We start from the raw sequence: 19035 nt of genomic DNA, 5'->3' as shown, positions 1-19035 counted from the left end.
TCCTTACTTAAATTTCTTACGAAGATGGCCGCTAAGGCTATCCACCATCGTCACCATAACGAGTATGACAATCAGGATGGCGCTGACTTCCTGATACTGCATGACGCGTAAAGAGCCCATTAGCTCGAAGCCGATCCCGCCGGCCCCCACCATGCCCATGACCGTCGAGGCGCGAAAATTGTATTCCCAGCGATAGATGGAGACATCGGCAAACTGCGGAAGAACCTGCGGCAGCACCGCGTGCCAGTGAACCTGTAAGCGAGTCGCGCCAGCGGCATTGGCGGCTTCCACTGGGGCTGGGTCGACATGCTCAATCGCTTCGGCAAAGAATTTACCCACCATGCCGATGGAATGAAGACCGAGCGCTAGCACGCCCGGCAAGGCGCCAAAACCCACTGCCGCAACGAAGATAATGCCCATAATCAACTCGGGCACCGAGCGCAGAGCGTTTAGTAACGTGCGGGTCACGTGGAAGACCACGGGATGGGGCGAGGTATTGCGAGCGGCCAGGAACGCCAGGGGCACGGAAACGATGACCGCTATCGACGTGCCAGCAATGCTCATAGCGAGCGTATCGACCAGCGGAGACATCCAATCCCTGGCATTGGTGAAATCGGGCGGTAGCGATTCACCCAGCAGGGTGGCGATGGCAGGAACCCCGTTGGCTAGGGTGCGAAAATCCAGCAAGTCCACGTACCAACTCGCCAGGAGAACCACTGCCAGTAACGAGCCCACTTGGAAGAGCTTACTCCGCCAGCCGCGCGCGTGTTCGGCCAGCACCGCGTCAGGAGAGAATGATGAAAGGGCCGGCGGATCCGTTTTGGTCTGATTCATAATGCCCCCTTACATCTTGGCGAAGTCAAGGTCGAGCAGACTACCCATTTCCCGGATCACATCGTAATCGGCGTCAGTGATAACGGCGAAACCTTCGGCTTTTAGGTTGCTCAGGATTTCTTCATCATCAATGCTAATGAAAGCGTCTTGTATCTCCTGCTTGAGTTCCGGGTTCAAGTTGGAACGCATCGCCCAGGGGTACTGCGGATACTCCCCACTGTGACCCAACACCCTAACCTTGCTGCGATCTATCAGGCCGCGGTCCATCACATGTTCAAAGATTACTTCCGATAGTCCCCCAGCATCTGCATTACCATTGGCAACGTTCACCGCCACGGCATCATGGGAGCCAACGAAATGGGCTTCATAGTCCTCTCCTGCTTCCAAACCAGCCGATTCAAGCAACACGGTTTTGGGAATCAGGTGGCTTGAAGTGGAGGCTCGGTCGCCATAAGCCATCTTCATGCCCTCGATATCGGCATAGGACTCAATGCCGGAATCGACATTGGCAATGATGATGGAGCGGTAGGTGGGCTTGCCATCCACAATCATGGCCGCAAAGGGCTCGATCTCGCTTTTGCTTTTTGCCATCACATAGGAGAGGGGCCCGAAGTAGGCGAGGTCGATGCGACCAAAGCGCATAGCTTCGATCATGGAGGAATAATCTGTAGTGACGATTAGCTCAATTTCTTTGCCAAGCGTGCTTTCAAGATAGTCTTTCAATGGCTGGTTGCGTTTGATCAGTTCGGAGGCATTTTCATCGGGGAGTAGCGCGACTTTTAACAGATCCGGATTTGGATCAGCGTCCGCCGCCATGGCTGGCATCACAATTCCAATCATAAGACAGATGGCGAAGAAAAAGCTGAATAGCGGTTTCATTGGGCAATCTCCAGTTTTATCGGGGAAGGATGTGTAGATGAAAGGTTGGGTTCAGGGGTGTCAGCGGCTTCGGACGCAGTCCCTTTCGCACCGTGGTAGATCTCATTAAGGTGGCATTGCTTTAGCTGGGAGGGGGCCGCATCGAAAACGATCTGGGCATTCGCTAAACCGATAATGCGGTCAGCGAACCGCTGGGCGTATTCCAGCTGGTGCAGTGAAATAATGGCGGTAATACCATCTTCACGGCATATGTCTCGCAGTAACGTTAGCACTCGCTCAGACGTGGCTGGGTCAAGGCTGGCCACTGGCTCGTCCGCCAAGATCATGGCGGGCTGCTGCGCCAAGGCACGAGCAATACCCACGCGCTGCTGCTGCCCTCCGGAAAGCTGATCGACCCTGGTAAGCGCCTTCTCAGCCAGGCCTACGCGATCCAGGCAGTGCAGGGCAAGCTCCTGTTCCTGCCTGGGTAGCGGAAACAAACTGCGCCAGGTGCTGTGGTAAGCAAGCCGACCCGTCAGCACATTCTGGAGCGCAGTGTGGCGTTCAATGAGCTGATGGTGCTGGAAAACCATGGCGGTTTTGCACCGATGGCGGCGTACCGTAGTAATGGTTTCGAGCGCACCTAGTTCGGCCGAGATCACTTTGCCGGTGCTGGGCCGCACCAAGTGGTTGAGGGAGCGCAGTAACGTAGATTTACCTGCACCGGAAAGACCGAGTAGAACCGTAAACTCGCCTTTGTGGAAATCAACGGTGGTGGGTCGAAGTGCGAGAACATTCCCAGGATATGTCACCCCCATTTTCTCGATGCGGAGCATTAAGTCAGAGGATTGAACAGGCTCCATTGGATCACCTTCTGCAATGTATAAGCTCACTTTATTGTGACTTACAATGCAACGTTAGCGCTCCTAGGTGACAAAGCTGTGTCATGCAGATGATAAGTTAATGACCATCAAAGGGGTGGGTAGCATGTAATGACATAAGAAATTGGCGATTTATAAATTTAAAAAAATTAAACTTTTATTTGCGCGTGCCGATAATGCATCAACGTTACTCGTAATATGCGCTTTTACCTGAGCGCATGCGGTTACTGAGATTGCTTCCACCTACCCAATGCAGCGCGCTGCGGGCTTTCACGAGACCTTCCCATGCTACTTCTAAATCGAAGCGTTAAACTGCGGCTAGCCGTAAGTTTAGGCGCGTGCATCCTGATGTTAATCGTCGTCGGTATTATCGGTCTTTCCAGTCTCAGCAAAACCAACGATGCCCTCAATAGGACTTATGAGGGGAACGTGCTCACCTTGGGTAGTCTTATTAAGGTCAACCAAGCACTGCTCGGCAACCGGGTAAAAGTGACGGCCGAACAGCGTGATCGGAATCCAGCATCTGCCATCACGACGCAACAAGAGGTCGCGGAGAACGACGCTATTATCGACGCCGCCTGGAGTGATTACTTCCCTGAGCGTGTTTCTGATGATCAGGAGCGTGCGATAGCCGAAGAGTTCATTGTGTCTCTCGCCAGTTTGCGCGCTGGTATCGACGAGATTAACGCGGCAATGATCGGCAATGATTATGATGCCGCAAGAGAGATTGCCACCACCACGCTACGTGCTGAATACCCTAAAGTGCTCACAGCGATTCAGGGCCTCATCGACCGTAACAGCACGCAAGCCGCCGCCAATAACCAGCAGTCAGCAAGCGACTATGTTTGGACGCGCAACTTCGTTATCGGCGTTATGGTGGCGGCAATCATCTTCGGCATCCTGCTCTCAATGTGGTTGATTCGCGGCATCATGACGCCGCTGGGCAAGGCGCAAGCACTCGCCAATGCCATGGCTGAAGGCAGGCTCGATAACAACGTCGACGCTTCAGCCAAGGACGAGTTTGGCGTGATGCTCAGGGCGTTAAAGAGCATGGAAACCAAGTTCTCGCAGGTGGTCATGTCCGTTCGTAATAACGCCGAGTCCGTGAATGTCGCCGCCGATGAAATCGTGCTAGGCACCGACGATCTCAGCCGCCGTACTCAGGAGCAGGCCTCAAATATCGAAGAGACCGCGGCCTCGATGGACGAAATCACCTCGACCGTGCGTCAGAATGCAGACAACGCTTCCGAAGCAGACAAGCTCGTGCACGAAGTCAGCCAGCAAGCCAACGCCGGGGGCGAGATCGCAGGTCAAGCCGTCAAAGCGATGGAAGGTATCAATGCCTCAAGCCGCAAGATTGCCGGTATCGTCGGCTTGATCGATGAAATCGCCTTCCAGACGAATCTGCTGGCGCTGAACGCTTCAGTGGAAGCCGCCCGCGCGGGCGAGCAAGGGCGTGGCTTTGCGGTGGTGGCCAACGAAGTACGTAACCTGGCAGGGCGCAGTGCTGATGCCGCGAAAGACATCAAGAAACTCGTCGAGGACAGTATCGGCCAAGTCGATACCGGCTCGAACCTGGTCAACCAAGCAGGCAAGTCGCTTGAAGGTATCGTTCATGGCGTTAAGCGTGTTTCGGTGTTGATGGGTGAGATTGCCACCGCCAGCCGAGAGCAGGCCCAAGGCATTGATCAGGTCAATACCGCTGTCTCGCAAATGGACAGTGTCACCCAGCAGAACGCGAGTTTGGTGGAAGAGTCCAGCGCGGCAGGGCGTTCACTGCAAAGCCAAGCAGAGTCGTTGTTGAACGAGGTGTCGTTCTTTAGAGGAGCGACCACCGGCCAAAACCAACGCGCGCTACCTGCTACGCCAAATCCGCGTGAGAGCCAGCCTCGAGCCACTAAAAGCTTGCCGACTCATGTGATTGGTGGCAAGCAAGACACCGAGAAATGGACCTCCTTCTAACCGCTAGCCGTTATGAAAAGCGCCCTCAGGGCGCTTTTTTTATGAGCAATCAGCTAACGTTCTAACTAGCAGGAGAGGTAAGCGGCAGCCATACATGCTCAAACCCGATCGAAAACGCCACGGCGACCAATAGCCCGGCCATTAGCCCATTAAAGCGCCTCACAACGGCTGGGTTTTTAATCCGCTGGCCGACCAAACTGCCCATCACTACGTAACTGCCAGGTGCGCCCGCGGCTAGCATGGCAAGCCCGAACGCCCACATCACTAGGCTAAACCCATGAATGCCAGCGGCAGGAAATTGCAGTGTAGTAATCGGCAGGGTGGCGACAATGGCTTTGGGGTTCAGTAACTGCATGACTAACCCATCGCGATAACTAACCAGCCGAGGGGCGTTAGTGGGCGTGCTGAAATCGGCGTTGGAGCGGGCAATTTTGCAGGCCAGATAAATGATATAACTACACCCCAGGGCGCTTACGACCACCAGTGCGTCATCATTGATCCAGGCAGCGCCCGCCCAGCCTAACACCAATAAATACGCCAGCATCGCCGTGCCCACGCCAAGGCAAAATCCCACCGACTGTCTGGCCTGGCCATTGATGCCCACGTTCAGGCCGAGCAGATTCACAGGCCCAGGGGTATACATGACGCCCAGGGCATAGGCGATGATTGCTAACATGGTAAAACCTCTATGCGTGGTGGGACTAGCGGGCGATATCGCGCTGATATTGGTGGGGCGTCATACCATAAATACGCTTGAAGCGGCGATTGAAATGGCTCAGGTCGGCAAAGCCAAAGCGGAGTGCTACCTCGGTCAACGAAGTGCCCTGGTCGAGCGCGGCGCGGGCCGCATTGACCCGGCCATTCATCACGTATTGGTGCGGCGTCATGCCGAAATGCTGACGGAACAGACGCAAGAAATGGTACTTGGACAGGTGTGCGGCCTGGCTGATGTCGTCCAGCGACATATCCGCTTCCAGATGCGCGTGGATATACTCCCGCGCCAAGCCCAGCAGGGCATCCGGCCGGTGCGTCACCTGGCTGGGTTGCACATGGCCGCCCAGCTGCGCCGTCCGCTCTACTACCCGATAAAGCGCGTTCTCCTGATCGATGCAGCTGCCGACCTGGGAGGTCACCAAACGTGCCAGTTCGACAATGGCCTGGCGCAGTGGCGCATCCTGAATCAGCGTTTGATGGGAGCGGAAATCAGCGCCACGCGTGTGCCCCAGGGCATCGGCAAACAGCGGCTTCACCTGTTCCGGATGGGCGTACACCATCAAATAATCCAGCGCTCGCTCGCCACCCGAATGCCCGTCGTGGACTTCTTCCGGGTTGAATAGAATCACGTTGCCCGGTGGGCTACGGTGAAACTGGCCGCCGCTGAAAAAGTCCTGACGCCCGGCCAGCGTCACGCCAAAGGCATATTCCTCATGGGCGTGGGGAGCGTAGCTAAAATCCGCAATGGCCGCCTTCAGCACCGTCAGTGTCGGCACATGATGACTTTTGAAGAACTCAAACCGGCTGGCGTTGCTCATGCCTACCTCTTCTGATGAAACCCAACACCTCGAAACACAGCCCTAGATTAGGCAGTCAGTGCCACGGATGCTTGTACATAATTGCTCATTAACTGTGCAATGATGGCCTATCGATAGTGAACACCACCAAGGGGCCGTCATGAGAAAGCTCTTTTCACTGGTGATTGTGCTGGTGTTGGCCGGCTGCGCTGCCATAGAGCCGCATGCGGAGCGTGACGTCCAGCGCGACGCCGGTCTGGCCATCCAGGAAATCTATGAGCAGGCGCTGCCGACGCTGTCCGAGGACAAGCAGCGCCACTTTGCCCAGCGGCTCTACCGTCTGACTGGCGAGCAGCGCTGGCGGGACCTCAATCATGCCTACGGCGAGCGTCTAATTGTGCGACTCGAGGAGGACATCGTCGGCCTGGCCGAGCCCGGGTACGCGGCTGCCCGCAGCCGGGCGATCGTTGCCGACTATTCGCAGCGCACGGCCAAGCAGCGTGCCCGGCGCGCCATGCTGGGTGAGTGGGGGGAGATCGCCTTCGCCCGGGGGCTGCTGTTCAGGCTGGTCCAGGCCGAGTACCACGGCCTGCTGCCGACCATTGAGAACCACGAGCGGGCGCTGGGCTACCAGGCAGAAGTTGACTGGGCGGCCTTTCTGACCGACCGCGCAGTGATCGGGATCTATGCCGCTCAGGTGGCCAACCAAGCGTACTTCCTGCACCAGCTCGGCGTGATGGACCTGCGCCGGGAGGTGGAGTCGGCCTTCCGACGCCACTACCCGCCTGATCGAGTCGCCGGGCTCGACGACGCCGAGTACCGTAACTGGCTCTATGGCCTGACCCACTTCGTCATCGCTGACAGCCGCTACTACCAGCGGAAGGTGGACCCGGAGGTGCACGCTTGGGTGCTGGAAGCGCTGGAGCGGGAGACGGCCAACATCCTGGCCCGGGCCACGGCCGACATCCAAGCCGAGGTGGCATTGGCCTTCCTGCTGGCTGGCCGCGAGGACCACCCGCTGGTGGGACGGGTGCGCAAGGCGCTGATGGCGGCAGTGGACCCGGCCAGCGGCATCATCCCCTCGTCCTCGGGGGAAAAGGGGCTGGCGGGTGGTGAACACCGCAACGTTCTGGCGATCATGGTGTTGCGCTGGCCGGGCCGCCTGCATCCCGGCCCCGACCTCTCTGACGCGCTTGGCGGGCGCTCAGCCGAATGCTGTACATAATTGCTAATCAGCTGTGGGAGAATAACGAATGAGCTCTGTGCGAAGTGAGCGATCAAGGCCACCAGCGCGTTAACTAACGATTACCCAGCGAGACCCCATTAATGCACTACCGCACCATGACCATCAACGACTATGACGCCGCCATTGCCCTATGGAGCGAGAGTGAAGGCGTGAGGATTCGCGACGCCGATTCACGGGAAGGTATCGAGAAATACCTGCTGCGCAATCCCGGACTGAGTTTTGTGGCCGAAGTAGAAGGGGAGCTGGTGGGCACGATTATGGCGGGCCACGATGGCAAGCGCGGGTATTTGCAGCACTTGTCGGTATCAAACGCCCATCGCCGGTTAGGCATCGCCACACGGCTGGTTAGCCTTTGCCTGGAAGCATTGAAGAACGAAGGTATCCAAAAATCACACCTGATGATTCTTCCCGAGAACGAAGCCGCCCAGACGTTTTGGGCAAGCCAAGGCTGGGCGTACCGATCCGATATTCTGCTCTATTCGTTTGTTAATGGAGATAACCACAACGTTTAACCAAGCTGAGCCTCAATCGCGGCTTTATCAATGACCGACCAGACCTCCCTAATTTTGTTATCGCTAAAGAGGTAGAACGCGTTCTCGCAAAACGTCACTTTTTTGCCACCCACCGCAAGGCCGAGAAAGCTACCTTTCGGGGTTACATCGAATCGCAGCCTGCACGCGACATGGGGTGAATCAACGGCCAAAAGCTCAATATTGAAGTGAAGATCAGGTATCTGCTCGTAATCGGCTTCCAGCATGGCGCGATAGCCATCAACGCCTAGGTGCTTACCGTTGTGGTGGGCATCGTTATGCACGAATTGGCCAAGGCTCGTCCAATCCTGATTATTGAGGCAGGTGATGTAATCACGGTAGGTTGCTTCCAGGTCACGTTTGTTCATCCTGGTTCTCCTTTCCTGGGCAGGCGTGAAGGCATTCGCCAAGGGTATACAGGCTCAGTATCATAAGCAGCCTAAACCAAACCACAGAAGTCATCATTCATGTCGTGCCCACCTTGCCCCCATTGCCAATCCGAATTCGTCTATCAGGATCAAAGCCTGTTCATCTGCCCCGAGTGCGCCCACGAATGGAACCCTGCTGAGGTTCAGGCGGAAGACACCGTCACGGTAAAAGATGCCCACGGCACGCTGTTAGCGGAAGGCGACAAGGTAACGATGATCAAAGACCTCAAGGTCAAAGGCAGCTCACTGGTACTCAAGGTGGGCACCAAAGCCGTGATCAAGCGATTAATGGACAGCAAAGATCACCAGCTGGACTGCAAGGTCGACGGCGTCGGCGACATGATGGTGACCGCCCACTTTGTGAAAAAAGCCTGAATAAGGCTGTCATAACTCCCTGAATTCTTCTCTCCACCTCACGACGCAGTAAGCTGAGGCTCACCCACCATCACCACTTCACTCAGCGTTTAAGCGAAGCGTGTGTTCGGGTATCTGGTGCTGGGGCGACAAAATCAGCTCTAAGGCCTTTGACAGCGGGGTTGGAAAGTATTCAAAAGCGCTATTTCCTTTCGATTGATTTAGCTAAAGTAAGACTAAAGCTTATCTGCCGGAAGGCCTTCAATGACTGATTTGATAATCCTGAGAGATTTCCTGGCCCTTTGTGAAACCAAGAGTTTTAGCCGCACGGCTGAGCACCGGCATGTTTCAGTGTCAGGATTGAGTCGTCGTATTCAAGGTCTTGAAGAGTGGGCAGGCAGCGCGCTGTTTGAGCGGCGTAAAGGGGAGCTAGTGCTGACGGAAGCAGGGCAAAGCCTGCAAATGGTAGCTTCACAAGCGCTTAGTGCTTTTGATCGATTTCGCCACTCCGTTGCTGATGATATTAACGATCAGAAAAGGCGGATACGATTTTGCTCACCACACATTATGGCTGCGATATTTTTTCCCCTCTGGATGCCCCGCTTACAAGAGCAGTTCACACAGGCAAAATTTAGCATTGATGCCAATACATTGCCGGAGTGCCTGGCCGCTCTCGATCAGGGAGAGGCCGACTATGTAGCGGCGCTATTCGATGGTGAACACCTTATTGCAAGGCGCTTGGGAGTAGAGAGTGATAGTTACACTTCAATTGAGTTGGATACCGAGTCTCTCATCCCTGTTAGCGCGCCAAATGCCGCAGGTCAGCCACTGTTTAATTTACATGCTGCAGGTGGCTCCCCGCTCTCATTTTTGAATTATTCCCAAGAGTGCCATTTGGGCTGGTCGCTGAGTGCGATGCTTGTGAATCAAGGGTTGAATTTACAGCAACACCATGATGCTGGTCTTGCGGATAGTTTGCGTCATATGACGTTATCAAAACTGGGTGTTGCGTGGCTTCCCTATTCGCTAGTGCGAGAAGACCTCGGGGCTAAGCGGCTTGTTCGAGCAGGAGGTAACGCTTTCGATGTGCCATTAAAAATTATCCTGCTGAGACGAACAGCGCCCCTAGCAGCAGAAGCTCAGCGGCTATGGGATGGGTTGCTGGAAATGAAGAATGTGAGAACCTTCTCTGACGTGGTTTGAACGGTATACCGATCTTGCGTTGCAACGTTGGCAACTTTTTCGTCTCTTTTATCCGGTATCGCAACCTAACCAGAAAAGTCGTGGTGCTTGCTGATTTGGCAACAGGCGTTGCGATATCGTCATGGTTTAACGCTAAGAAATGGGTAATGCTAAGTAAAGGCTCAATGCGCTGAGAACCCCTATGACGATGCTGCTACCGATGGCTTCTACTCAAAACTACCGCTGGGTCATTTTGTTAATAGCCACCCTTTCTCAAGCAGCGGCATGCTTTTTCGTTCAAGGTATCGGGGCCATCAGCGTTTATATACAGGCAGATATGGCACTCTCTGCATTTCAGATTGGGGTACTGGTTTCGGCGGCTCAGTTGGTGCCTTTGGTCGGGCTGTTGGTTGCCGGGGAGCTGCTGGATAGGTTCAGTGAACGTTTGGTGGTGGGAGTAGGCACCCTTGTTGTGGGCATTTCGCTTAGCGCTGCCGTGCTGGCTGAGAGTTACTGGGCCATGTTGTTGTTTTTGGTCATCGTAGGGGCAGGCTACAGTACCGGCCAACCCGGCGGTAGCAAATCGGTAGCCGCTTGGTTTGATAAATCTCAGCGAGGCTTTGCCATGGGGATTCGTCAGGCGGGCTTACCGCTGGGTGGGGCGCTGGCGGCGATTATACTGCCAACCGTCGCGATCACCTGGGGTTGGCGCGCCTCTTTTCTAGTGGGCGGGCTGATTGCGATCTTCGGGGCGTTGGTCTTTATGCTTTTTTACCGTGCCCCTGGTAGCGTGTTGCCGGTTGCAAGAGCCTCTGAAGGTGGCGTAAAAAAAGTCGTCTTATCGCGATTGGCGATGATTCGTGAACCGGCCATGAAACAGATCATGGCGTCCGGTATTAGTTTGATCTCGGTTCAGTACGGCATTTTGATTTTTACCGTGCTCTATCTGCATAGCCGTTTGCAGATGGAGGTACTTCAGGCGTCGACGTTGCTATTCGTAGCCCAAGGGGCCGGGGTTGCAGGGCGTATTTTGCTGGCGGCCTGGAGTGATCGCTGTCGCTCGCGCTATTTCCCGGTCATGGTGTGCATGGTGGCGGTAATCGTAGGGCTGCTGGTATTGGTTTGGCTGCCGCTACACTCAACGCTCATGCTGGGTTGCTTGATGGCCTGGCTGGGCTTTTTTGGTTTTGGTTGGTACGGCCCTTGGGTAGCGTATGTGGCTGAGTCTGCACCTGCTGATAAAACCGGCTTTGTACTAGGCCTGGCCATGGCGATTAACCAACTGGCGATTGTATCGATACCACCACTCCTTGGGTGGCTGTTAGATATCAGTGGCAGTTTTATGCTTGGCTGGAGTTTGCTGATCGCCATGACGTTATTGGGGCTATTAATGACTATCCAGCGGCAAGGAGAAAATAATGAAAGCGATCGTGTTTGACGTATTTGGCACTATTGTTGATTGGCGCTCCAGTTTGATTCATCAGTTCAATGAGCTGCAGAAAGAGCTGGGGATTGAACTACCCAGTGAAGTGATAACGGATCAATGGCGTCAGCACTATGCGCCTTCGATGAACCGAGTACGGCAAGGTGACGTGCCTTGGATGGGGTTGGATGACCTGCACCGAGAAAGCCTCGTCAAACTACTCAATCACCATGGCATTATGCTAGACGAGGCGACCATTGATCGCGTCAATCACTTTTGGCACCAATTAGAGCCCTGGCCGGATGTTCAGAACGGCCTACAGCGCTTAAAAGAGCACTATATTATCGGCACGCTGACCAACGGCAATTTGTCGCTAATGGTGGACGTTGCCCGTCACGCCAAACTGCCCTGGGATATGGTGTTTTGCGCCGAGTTATTCCAACACTATAAACCTGACCCAGAGGTCTATTTAGGGGCTTGCGGCCTGCTGCGCCTGCCGCCTGAAGAGGTAATGTTATGCGCGGCCCACAATTACGACCTGGGGGCTGCCCGAGCATTGGGAATGAAAACGGCGTTTATCCCCCGGCGTACAGAGTATGGGCCCCACCAGAGCAAAGATTTAGAAGCAGAAGAAGCGTGGGATTTTGTGGCTGAAGACCTCGTCGCGCTGAGCGAGCATCTACTAATAGAGTGAGCCAACAATACATGCTGTTAGGGCTGGTTAGCCGTTGTTAAAAGAGTGGCAGCTATAGGTATTAAGTATTTGAGCAGTGAGTTTATTGCCAAGCACACGCGCAAGCAGATAGCGGAGCCAATCAAAAGTATTTAAAAGGACACACGCGATGTATTTGCAGAAAATGGCATAAACCGCAACACTCTCGGTAACCTAAGGTATCCTCTAAAAGTATTTTCTACGTACCTAAAAAAGGTAGTCACCATGTCAGCTACGATGAGCAAAGACGACGCGCACAAGCTAATTGAGCAACTTCCTGTGAATGCCACTTGGGAAGACCTTATGCATGAGATCTACGTTCGGGAGACCATCGAAAAGGGCATGGCAGATAGCCAAGCGGGTAACATTACGAGTGTGGCGGATATTCGCAAGAAATACGGCTTGCCTGAATGAATGTGTTTTGGACAGCAACGTTATAGCGTAGTGCCACTATCCTATTTACGACGCAGTAAACTGAGGTTCATTCACCACCACCGCGTCACGCAAGGTTTCAGCGAAGCTTGCCAGGGCGGGTGTCCAGGTTTCTGGTTCGGGGGCGACAAAATAGGTATCGACATTGGCGATGGACGTGGGCAGTGCCAGCGTGTGAATTCCGAACCGGTGCTGGTGGGCTTCAACCGTGCTACGGGGCAGCACCGTGTAACCCATTCCGGCAGCAACGCAGCCAAGCATCGCGTCCAGGGAGCCGAACTCGAAGATCCTGCCCGCATTGACGCCGTAGGAGGCCAGCAGCAGCTCGATACGCTGGCGGTAGCTGCACCCCTGGCGAAATGCCAGGAACGCAGACGTCAGCAGCGCTTGTGAAGAGGGCATCTTCGTCATCGGCGTTGAGCCGACTAAGACAAGCTGCTCGCGAAACGCTTTGAGCGAGTGGTAGCGGCCATGTTCAAGCCGACCGGCCACGAAGACACAGTCCACCTGCCCGTTAAGCAACAACTCAACCAGCTCAGCCGTGGGCCCGGTCTTGATCTGGATATCAACGTCAGGCTGCGCTGCGTGGTACGCCGCCAGTATCGGCGGAAGGCGCAACGCCGTCGTGGTCTCCATGGCGCCGATGCGTAGCCGCCCACACGCCTTCTCCTGGCCTTTAAACAGCGACACCGCTTCGTCGTGGGCCGACAGCATGCGCTCGGCGAACTCCACCAGCGCCAACCCGGCACTCGTAGGGCGAACCCGCCCCGCTCGATGAATCAGCTGTACGCCTAGCTCCTCCTCGAGTTTTTTAATGTGGGTGGTCACATTGGATTGCACCGTGTGCAGCCGTTTGGCCGCCGCCCCAAAACTGCCGGTGTCGGCCACGGCCACGAGCAGTCGCAGCGATTTAAGTTGCACGCGCCGTCTCCCTGTCAGGTTATCTATAAACAAGATAGTAGCGATCAAAACTTATCGTTTCTAGAAATAATTCCTCGCGCGTAGTCTGGCGATGTACCAACGTGCTGCCGACCCCACCAAGGGGTGGCACAAAAAGGAATTGGCGTGATGAAGCGAACACTCACTACCCACGATCTGCCCGCCCTGATGACAGGCATAATGGCGACCCTGGCGGCGATTGGCATCGCACGCTTCGCCTATACGCCGCTATTGCCTGCGATTATTCAAGAGGGTTGGTTCACCGCGAGCCAAGGCGCCTACCTGGGGGCCGCTAATCTGCTGGGGTATTTTATCGGCGCACTCGCCGCCCACTCGCTGAGTGAGCGCTTTTCTCCTCGCATGGTGATGGCCGCAAGCTTCGCGGGTATCGCGCTTAGCTTTGTGCTCTGCGCCGGGGCGGGCGGTTTCCTCTGGTTCTTCTTCTGGCGGTTGGTCTCGGGGATTGCCGGGGCCACTTTAATGGTCGTTGGCCCCTCGCTGGCGCTAGCGGCCACGCCACCTGAAAGGCGAACGCGTGTCGGTGCCATGGTGTTTACCGGCATTGGCTTTGGCGCACTGCTTTCGGCCTTCATCATACCGTTGCTTCTTGGGTTAAGCCTGACAGTCACCTGGGGCACGCTTGGGCTGCTGTGTATTGCCGCTGGCCTTTTGTGCGACTGGGGCGTGGCACATTTAACCTCACCAAGCACGGCTAGCCCAAGGGGGAATAGCCCCAAAGGGGGTGCGGGTGTAAAGATAATCGTGATGTTGGTGGTGGGTGCTTACGCCCTGGATGCGATTGGCTTTGTGCCTCACACCGTGTTCTGGGTGGACTATCTCGCCAGGGAAAACGCCCTGGGTAATCAAGCGGCTTCATTGCAGTGGGGTATCTTCGGGTTGGGCGCCCTGTGTGGACCGTTTATGGTTGGTGCACTGGCGCAGCGATTGGGCTGGCAGGGTGGCTTAATGATCGCCTTTGCGGCGAAGGCCGCCGCTGTCTTGCTGCCGGTGTTCTCGCTCGCGCTGCTCAGCCAATCGGTTTCCTCCTTCATGGTGGGGGCGATGATCCCTGGCATTGTCGCACTCACCTCTGGCCGCCTTGCTGAGTTGGTAGGGCCAACCGCCCACAAGAAACTCTGGGGGCAAGCCACCGCCGCTTTTGCAGCCGCTCAGGCAGTGGCGGGCTATGCCATGTCGGCGCTTTATGGCACCTGGGGTAGCTACACGCCACTGTTTGCCATCAGCGGCCTTATCCTCGTCGCGGGCTTATTGCTGGTGCTGCTTAGCCGTGGTGTACAGCAGCGCCACACGCATCTTTCTGCCCAACAACTTACAAAGCACGCTACACAGCACTCTAAACACCAAGGGAAGCAATAATGGAACTCTACTTAAACGCAACCTCGCCCTATGCGCGCCTGGTGCGCATCGTATTAATGGAAAAAGGCTTGGCGGACGCCGTGACACTGAAGTGGTGCGACCCCTGGGCAGACGATGCCAATCTGTTAAATGCCAACCCCGCCGGGCGCATTCCCGCGCTGGTAACGGAGGAGGGCGCCACGCTTAGCGAATCCATGCTCATTGCCGTTTACCTGGATAGCGTTAGCCCCAACCCACCCATGCTGCCAGCGGCGGGCCTGGATGATGTGCTTCACCGGGCGGGGCTGGGCCAAAACCTGATGGATGCCGCATTAATGACCGTGGTGGCCAGAAAGCATTATGGCAACGAGATTGACGATAGCATCCTTGGCCAGCGTCGTTCGCGAGCCATTCAGCGACTACTGAAACAACTAGGCAGTGAGCTAGGCGAAGAACAGCAGGCCTCACCGATTCACCTGGGCAACATTGCCATTGCCGTCGCCCTGGACTACCTGGCGTTCAGGCTGCCAGAGGTGAACTGGAAAGAAGGGTATCCACAACTTCAGGTTTGGCACGCTGGCATGGTGGCAACAAAGAGCTTCCAGCAGACGGCATTCTGTTAGTAGAGGCTGGCCACATCAAAGCAACCATCCCAAGCCCGCAATCCAAAGACCAAAACCGAAGCTGGAATGTGCCAAAAGGCTGCGAAGCCTAGCGACGTTTGGCTGAGGTGTCTTGCGGGCGGTGATGCCTGCGCCCAAGCAAGGTTGCAGGACAAGAAAAGGCGCAAGCACCGTCATCACACCGAAACCTAGCGCAGGCATGAGCGTAGGGCGGGCGAGCCAGCCTGGCCCAACAAGTACCAGGAACGTCATCGCGAAAGCGATCCCAATCAGATAATGAGCAAACCACCCTAGAGGCGCTTCTGCTTGGATCTGTGCGCTATTGCCGATAGGCCGATGGATGAACCTGCCGCTCGGCAAGTGCCCCAGCCAGCGCCCGACCATCGCGTAATTCAGTGAGGGGATTCCCAACAGGCGTTTTTGCAACAGCGCTACGATATCCATGAAAGCGGTCGCCCCAACGCCGAGCAATAGAGCATCGATCAGCAGTCCGTTCATTTCGGTGCAACCAAGGTGATGGTGATAATCAATGTGGCCTGAACGACTGCCAATAGCGTAAATGCAGGGCCGACCCTGTGGGTGAAACGAGCCTGATTATTGAAAAGAGGCATCTTCCTCAATCTCCTTGAAAGCTAGGGTGAGGAAAAGTAGCTTATTACTTCAAGTCAACTTGAAGTCAAGTGCCATGCTCGATATTGCCGAACTCTCCCGTAAAAGCGGCATTCCCGCCTCGAAACTGCGCTATTACGAGGAAGTGGGGCTGATCAGATCCGTTGGGCGCAATGGGTTGCGCCGGGTTTTCGAAACGGACGTATTAACGCGCTTGTCGCTGATTGCGCTGGGGCAGGTCGCGGGGTTTTCGCTGGCCGAGATACGCGAAATGCTGGGTTCTGAACGACAGCCGGAAATCGACCGTGAAATGGTGAGTGACAAGGCGGATCTCCTGGATCGCCGCATAAAAGAACTGACAGCACTACGTGATGGTTTGCGTCATGTTGTGACTTGCACGGCGCCAAGTCATCTGGAATGCCCCACCTTTCAACGTCTGATGCGAATTGCACAAACACGCCAGGCGATGCGAGGGCGTGAGCAGAAAAAGGCCCGCACGAGGCGGAAGGGTGGAGGGGGTAGTCGCAAGGCATCATCGTTAGGTAAAGACTGAAGAAAGCGGGATTAGGGTTGGTCTGAAAAATAGTCTCGCGAGCGTTTTGAACTCTTGCTGGCGGCGGTCACGCCAGCTTGTTTAGGCATTAATGCTGGATATCGGCCCGTAACTTCTCCCCTCTTCGACGGGCAGCTCTTCGATGTCCGCGATCATCGGATCAACCATTTCGGTGCGAGCAATCAGCTTACGAGCTACATTTCGCTTGCTTTCCAAAGCAAGCTGCTCGCCTTCCTGAAGCCCTTCCAAACGCCCTTTCTTAATGCCCAAGCACTTATTACTTCAGCCAAAGGCATTGGTAGGGCGGTAGTAATGTCATCATCATGACCCACGTCATGCCCGTATCCTAAAGTTTGATGAGGCTAGCATGGGATTCAACGAACTTTGCTGCTAAGCTAATTTTACTAGAGCTAAAAAGCCGCAGGGAACAACCTAATGCCACAGGCACCTCGCATTACGCTTCACCCCGTTAGCCAGCGCGTGCAAGTGCATGTGGATGGCAAACTGCTTGCCGACTCCACACAAGCCCTCGAGCTACGCGAAACCGGCTACCCGCCACGCCACTACTTCCCACGTGAAGACGTGCGGATGGATTTGCTGACCCCTTCAGAAACGACCACCCACTGCCCCTTTAAAGGGCATACGGTGTATTTCTCGCTGGGTGACAATAAAGATATTGCCTGGATCTACGAGCAGCCGATTGAAGGGATGGATGCGATAGCGGGTAGGGTGGCGTTTGGTGGGGCAGGGAACGAATGAGGTTTCTAGACCCTGAGCGGAAATTCCGCAGGCGCGCGAATTTTGGCTATACAGCCTAATGGAAATTAATAGCCCAATAAATCATAAACTTGGGAGAGTCTGGCAGGCTGCATTTGTTGGGAAAAAGTGTTGGCACGTTCATTCAATCATAGAACGCGCCGTCTAATACGCTGTTATGTGCTTAAAAGGAGATAAACAGTGGCCTTCTCTGAATCCGAAAAAAACGCTTTGTTAGAAGTGAAAGGCGTTGGGCCGACGGTCGTTAAGCGCTTTGAGGAAATTGGTATCGATTCCTTCAGTAAGTTATCGGTTCACAATGCAAAAGATATTGCCGAAATGGTGGCTTTTATGCTGAGAAACACCTGCTGGAAAAATAGCCCTCAAGCTTTGTCGGCAGTTGAGGACGCTATTTCTAGAGCAAGGAAAGGGGGTTAATGTTGCGTAGCACCGCACATAACCAAGCCAATCACGGCGACAGCTTTTTCGTTCCGGCTGCGCCTTCACTACAAAGCTTCGCGTGTTGGCGGCGTTATGTTTAAAAGTATACAATTGAGTAGTCGATGAGAATCACAGAGATATTATATAACTCAATCAGAAGATTGAATGTTAATCATAATAATAAATATGGAAAAATAGAACCTAATAAAATCAATATTTTCATAGGTGAGAATGGTTCAGGGAAATCAACAATAATTGATATTATACGCAGCCTTTCTGATTTATCTATTATCCCAAGCCTACCTAAAGAAAACCCCTTATCAAGCTCTTCTCCATTCTATAAAGTGACATTTGATGACGGCGAGTTCAAGTTTGTAAGCTCATCAGGTTCGATGAATGAAAACAACTGTCTAACTAAATACTTGGGCTGTAGAATTATGGATTCAGATTCCACTATTTTTTACGGCGACATTAGTAAGTTTAACACTGACGAGAACAACAAAATCCTAAGAGGCATAAAGTTTAAGCTTCATAATCAAATACATTACAAAACATATAGCAGTAATTTTATCACTGAGCCAAACGAAAATTATATTGATGAGCTAAACAAGATAGGAGAGAAACTAAATGGCACCTATAACAGAACCCAAAATGATGATGGAACTACCAAAGAACACGTCCCAGTAAATTCAAGTAATCTGATAATTACTAATGACAACTTAATTGAGACTTGGTTAGAAGAGGATAAAGCGATGCCTAACGCCTTGCCTCTTTCTTGGTTCCCATCTGGATGGCGATCATATGCTGAAATCACATCATATTTAATGAGTTGCAATAATGGGGATATTTGTTTACTTGAGGAGCCAGAGATAAATTTACATCCTCGACTGCAAAGGCTATTACTCACAAGAATTGAAGAAATATCAATAGAGAAAGACCTTCAAGTTTTCTTTAGTACTCATTCGTCAGCTATGATAAATGCAAACTTTAGCGATAATATTAGCATATATCATACTCAGGGAAGATCAGTTGAAACCTTTGGCGATGAGAAAAAGCTTCTTGAAGACTTAGGTTACAAAGCATCCGATATATTTCAAGCAAACTGTGTAATTTGGGTTGAGGGACCTTCTGACAGAATCTACATTAAACATTGGTTATCAGGTCAAAATAACAATTTAATCGAAGGCGTTGACTATAGCTTCCTGTTTTATGGTGGTAGAGCATTAAGCCACTTCGACTTAGATGATAATAGTAGTGACATGATTTCAATATTAAAAATCAACACTAATTCTATTATCGTAATGGATAGCGACAGAGAAAAACGCAATGATAAATTAAATGAAACAAAACAGAGAATAATAGACGGATGCAACAGAGAAAACACTAAAGTCTGGATTACTGATGG

At 53.7% G+C, this 19035-nt stretch carries 23 protein-coding genes; 14 read left to right on the top strand and 9 right to left on the bottom strand.

The genetic code is table 11. The annotated features are described in order from the left end of the window. Nucleotides 1-3: 3 nt before the first annotated feature. Genes phnE through phnC form a run of 3 tightly spaced genes read right to left on the bottom strand, consistent with a single transcriptional unit; the run spans nucleotide 4 to nucleotide 2555 of the window. Nucleotides 4-834: a phosphonate ABC transporter, permease protein PhnE gene (gene phnE, locus CXF87_RS08365; RefSeq protein WP_101146307.1), complete on the bottom strand. Its 831-nt coding sequence runs from the start codon at nucleotides 832-834 to the stop codon at nucleotides 4-6. Between the two features lie 9 nt (nucleotides 835-843). After that, nucleotides 844-1713, bottom strand: coding sequence for a phosphate/phosphite/phosphonate ABC transporter substrate-binding protein (phnD, locus tag CXF87_RS08360; protein ID WP_101146306.1), 870 nt, complete (start codon nucleotides 1711-1713; stop codon nucleotides 844-846). Further along, entirely contained in the window at nucleotides 1710-2555 is an 846-nt protein-coding gene (gene phnC / locus CXF87_RS08355) for a phosphonate ABC transporter ATP-binding protein (protein WP_008958755.1), read from the bottom strand. Before phnC ends, phnD begins: the two co-directional genes overlap by 4 nt. 303 nt (nucleotides 2556-2858) lie before the next feature. On the opposite strand from phnC, the gene CXF87_RS08350 reads away from it, so the two are divergent. Beyond that, the gene (locus CXF87_RS08350; RefSeq protein WP_101146305.1) at nucleotides 2859-4535 is read left to right on the top strand and encodes a methyl-accepting chemotaxis protein; all 1677 of its coding nucleotides are present in this window, start codon (nucleotides 2859-2861) and stop codon (nucleotides 4533-4535) included. 61 nt (nucleotides 4536-4596) lie between these two features. On the opposite strand, the gene CXF87_RS08345 is transcribed toward CXF87_RS08350, so the two are convergent. Both CXF87_RS08345 and CXF87_RS08340 read right to left on the bottom strand, forming a co-directional pair. Beyond that, on the bottom strand, nucleotides 4597-5211 hold the full coding sequence (locus CXF87_RS08345) for a LysE family translocator (protein ID WP_101146304.1): 615 nt from the start codon (nucleotides 5209-5211) through the stop codon (nucleotides 4597-4599). Between the two features lie 25 nt (nucleotides 5212-5236). Next, nucleotides 5237-6067: an AraC family transcriptional regulator gene (locus CXF87_RS08340; protein ID WP_008958752.1), complete on the bottom strand. Its 831-nt coding sequence runs from the start codon at nucleotides 6065-6067 to the stop codon at nucleotides 5237-5239. Between the two features lie 139 nt (nucleotides 6068-6206). Between CXF87_RS08340 and CXF87_RS22225 the strand changes: the two genes are divergently transcribed. Both CXF87_RS22225 and CXF87_RS08330 read left to right on the top strand, forming a co-directional pair. Continuing rightward, nucleotides 6207-7271, top strand: coding sequence for a DUF3541 domain-containing protein (locus CXF87_RS22225; RefSeq protein WP_101146303.1), 1065 nt, complete (start codon nucleotides 6207-6209; stop codon nucleotides 7269-7271). Between the two features lie 101 nt (nucleotides 7272-7372). Then, on the top strand, nucleotides 7373-7804 hold the full coding sequence (locus CXF87_RS08330; RefSeq protein WP_101146302.1) for a GNAT family N-acetyltransferase: 432 nt from the start codon (nucleotides 7373-7375) through the stop codon (nucleotides 7802-7804). Here CXF87_RS08330 and CXF87_RS08325 read toward each other — a convergent pair. Beyond that, nucleotides 7801-8190 (bottom strand): ester cyclase, encoded by a 390-nt coding sequence (locus CXF87_RS08325; protein WP_101146301.1) that lies wholly within the window; start codon nucleotides 8188-8190, stop codon nucleotides 7801-7803. The two genes, CXF87_RS08330 and CXF87_RS08325, sit on opposite strands and share 4 nt — an antisense overlap. Nucleotides 8191-8289: 99 nt before the next feature. Here CXF87_RS08325 and CXF87_RS08320 point away from each other — a divergent pair, with 99 nt between their 5' ends. The 5 genes from CXF87_RS08320 to CXF87_RS08300 all read left to right on the top strand — a co-directional run bounded on the left by CXF87_RS08320 (nucleotide 8290) and on the right by CXF87_RS08300 (nucleotide 12335). Further along, complete coding sequence (locus tag CXF87_RS08320; RefSeq protein WP_044628437.1) at nucleotides 8290-8625, top strand: zinc ribbon domain-containing protein YjdM; 336 nt, start codon at nucleotides 8290-8292, stop codon at nucleotides 8623-8625. A 243-nt stretch (nucleotides 8626-8868) separates the two neighbouring features. Next, nucleotides 8869-9807: a LysR family transcriptional regulator gene (locus tag CXF87_RS08315; RefSeq protein WP_101146300.1), complete on the top strand. Its 939-nt coding sequence runs from the start codon at nucleotides 8869-8871 to the stop codon at nucleotides 9805-9807. A 181-nt stretch (nucleotides 9808-9988) separates the two neighbouring features. Next, the gene (locus CXF87_RS08310) at nucleotides 9989-11224 is read left to right on the top strand and encodes an MFS transporter (protein ID WP_101146299.1); all 1236 of its coding nucleotides are present in this window, start codon (nucleotides 9989-9991) and stop codon (nucleotides 11222-11224) included. After that, entirely contained in the window at nucleotides 11205-11903 is a 699-nt protein-coding gene (locus tag CXF87_RS08305; RefSeq protein ID WP_101146298.1) for a haloacid dehalogenase type II, read from the top strand. The genes CXF87_RS08310 and CXF87_RS08305 overlap by 20 nt, the downstream gene beginning before the upstream one ends. 243 nt (nucleotides 11904-12146) lie before the next feature. Then, nucleotides 12147-12335 (top strand): hypothetical protein, encoded by a 189-nt coding sequence (locus CXF87_RS08300; protein WP_008959973.1) that lies wholly within the window; start codon nucleotides 12147-12149, stop codon nucleotides 12333-12335. A gap of 45 nt (nucleotides 12336-12380) precedes the next feature. On the opposite strand, the gene CXF87_RS08295 is transcribed toward CXF87_RS08300, so the two are convergent. Beyond that, the gene (locus CXF87_RS08295) at nucleotides 12381-13274 is read right to left on the bottom strand and encodes a LysR family transcriptional regulator (RefSeq protein ID WP_101146297.1); all 894 of its coding nucleotides are present in this window, start codon (nucleotides 13272-13274) and stop codon (nucleotides 12381-12383) included. 147 nt (nucleotides 13275-13421) lie between these two features. On the opposite strand from CXF87_RS08295, the gene CXF87_RS08290 reads away from it, so the two are divergent. Together CXF87_RS08290 and CXF87_RS08285 are read left to right on the top strand one after the other, a co-directional pair. Further along, nucleotides 13422-14669, top strand: coding sequence for a YbfB/YjiJ family MFS transporter (locus CXF87_RS08290; RefSeq protein ID WP_101146296.1), 1248 nt, complete (start codon nucleotides 13422-13424; stop codon nucleotides 14667-14669). Then, nucleotides 14669-15271 (top strand): glutathione S-transferase N-terminal domain-containing protein, encoded by a 603-nt coding sequence (locus CXF87_RS08285; RefSeq protein WP_101146295.1) that lies wholly within the window; start codon nucleotides 14669-14671, stop codon nucleotides 15269-15271. Before CXF87_RS08290 ends, CXF87_RS08285 begins: the two co-directional genes overlap by 1 nt. Nucleotides 15272-15286: 15 nt before the next feature. Here the strand turns inward: CXF87_RS08285 and CXF87_RS08280 are convergent, their stop codons facing one another. Further along, nucleotides 15287-15769, bottom strand: coding sequence for a DUF2938 domain-containing protein (locus tag CXF87_RS08280; protein ID WP_101146294.1), 483 nt, complete (start codon nucleotides 15767-15769; stop codon nucleotides 15287-15289). A gap of 187 nt (nucleotides 15770-15956) precedes the next feature. On the opposite strand from CXF87_RS08280, the gene CXF87_RS08275 reads away from it, so the two are divergent. Then, entirely contained in the window at nucleotides 15957-16433 is a 477-nt protein-coding gene (locus CXF87_RS08275; protein ID WP_101146293.1) for a helix-turn-helix domain-containing protein, read from the top strand. Nucleotides 16434-16514: 81 nt separating this feature from the next. Here the strand turns inward: CXF87_RS08275 and CXF87_RS21565 are convergent, their stop codons facing one another. Beyond that, nucleotides 16515-16703, bottom strand: a complete 189-nt coding sequence (locus CXF87_RS21565) for a hypothetical protein (protein ID WP_157826478.1) — start codon at nucleotides 16701-16703, stop codon at nucleotides 16515-16517. A 165-nt stretch (nucleotides 16704-16868) separates the two neighbouring features. Here CXF87_RS21565 and CXF87_RS08270 point away from each other — a divergent pair, with 165 nt between their 5' ends. The 3 genes from CXF87_RS08270 to CXF87_RS08260 all read left to right on the top strand — a co-directional run. Then, nucleotides 16869-17192: a DUF427 domain-containing protein gene (locus CXF87_RS08270; RefSeq protein ID WP_101146292.1), complete on the top strand. Its 324-nt coding sequence runs from the start codon at nucleotides 16869-16871 to the stop codon at nucleotides 17190-17192. A 198-nt stretch (nucleotides 17193-17390) separates the two neighbouring features. Then, on the top strand, nucleotides 17391-17627 hold the full coding sequence (locus tag CXF87_RS08265) for a hypothetical protein (protein ID WP_101146291.1): 237 nt from the start codon (nucleotides 17391-17393) through the stop codon (nucleotides 17625-17627). Nucleotides 17628-17752: 125 nt separating this feature from the next. Further along, nucleotides 17753-19035 (top strand): ATP-dependent nuclease (locus tag CXF87_RS08260; protein WP_101146290.1); only part of this gene is annotated, 1283 nt, incomplete at its 3' end.

The organism is Halomonas sp. MES3-P3E (genome assembly GCF_002836035.1).
In the GTDB taxonomy this organism is placed as follows: Bacteria; Pseudomonadota; Gammaproteobacteria; order Pseudomonadales; family Halomonadaceae; genus Vreelandella; species Vreelandella arctica.
The sequence above is the reverse complement of the archived record's forward strand: the minus strand, read 5'-3'. Positions and strand labels throughout refer to the sequence as shown.

Coding starts and splice junctions, on each gene's coding strand:
- phnE (WP_101146307.1), bottom strand. CDS start 834: ATGAATCAGACCAAAACGGATCCGCCGGCCCTTTCATCATTCTCTCCT.
- phnD (WP_101146306.1), bottom strand. CDS start 1,713: ATGAAACCGCTATTCAGCTTTTTCTTCGCCATCTGTCTTATGATTGGA.
- phnC (WP_008958755.1), bottom strand. CDS start 2,555: ATGGAGCCTGTTCAATCCTCTGACTTAATGCTCCGCATCGAGAAAATG.
- CXF87_RS08350 (WP_101146305.1), top strand. CDS start 2,859: ATGCTACTTCTAAATCGAAGCGTTAAACTGCGGCTAGCCGTAAGTTTA.
- CXF87_RS08345 (WP_101146304.1), bottom strand. CDS start 5,211: ATGTTAGCAATCATCGCCTATGCCCTGGGCGTCATGTATACCCCTGGG.
- CXF87_RS08340 (WP_008958752.1), bottom strand. CDS start 6,067: ATGAGCAACGCCAGCCGGTTTGAGTTCTTCAAAAGTCATCATGTGCCG.
- CXF87_RS22225 (WP_101146303.1), top strand. CDS start 6,207: ATGAGAAAGCTCTTTTCACTGGTGATTGTGCTGGTGTTGGCCGGCTGC.
- CXF87_RS08330 (WP_101146302.1), top strand. CDS start 7,373: ATGCACTACCGCACCATGACCATCAACGACTATGACGCCGCCATTGCC.
- CXF87_RS08325 (WP_101146301.1), bottom strand. CDS start 8,190: ATGAACAAACGTGACCTGGAAGCAACCTACCGTGATTACATCACCTGC.
- CXF87_RS08320 (WP_044628437.1), top strand. CDS start 8,290: ATGTCGTGCCCACCTTGCCCCCATTGCCAATCCGAATTCGTCTATCAG.
- CXF87_RS08315 (WP_101146300.1), top strand. CDS start 8,869: ATGACTGATTTGATAATCCTGAGAGATTTCCTGGCCCTTTGTGAAACC.
- CXF87_RS08310 (WP_101146299.1), top strand. CDS start 9,989: ATGACGATGCTGCTACCGATGGCTTCTACTCAAAACTACCGCTGGGTC.
- CXF87_RS08305 (WP_101146298.1), top strand. CDS start 11,205: ATGAAAGCGATCGTGTTTGACGTATTTGGCACTATTGTTGATTGGCGC.
- CXF87_RS08300 (WP_008959973.1), top strand. CDS start 12,147: ATGTCAGCTACGATGAGCAAAGACGACGCGCACAAGCTAATTGAGCAA.
- CXF87_RS08290 (WP_101146296.1), top strand. CDS start 13,422: ATGAAGCGAACACTCACTACCCACGATCTGCCCGCCCTGATGACAGGC.
- CXF87_RS08285 (WP_101146295.1), top strand. CDS start 14,669: ATGGAACTCTACTTAAACGCAACCTCGCCCTATGCGCGCCTGGTGCGC.
- CXF87_RS08280 (WP_101146294.1), bottom strand. CDS start 15,769: ATGAACGGACTGCTGATCGATGCTCTATTGCTCGGCGTTGGGGCGACC.
- CXF87_RS08275 (WP_101146293.1), top strand. CDS start 15,957: ATGCTCGATATTGCCGAACTCTCCCGTAAAAGCGGCATTCCCGCCTCG.
- CXF87_RS08270 (WP_101146292.1), top strand. CDS start 16,869: ATGCCACAGGCACCTCGCATTACGCTTCACCCCGTTAGCCAGCGCGTG.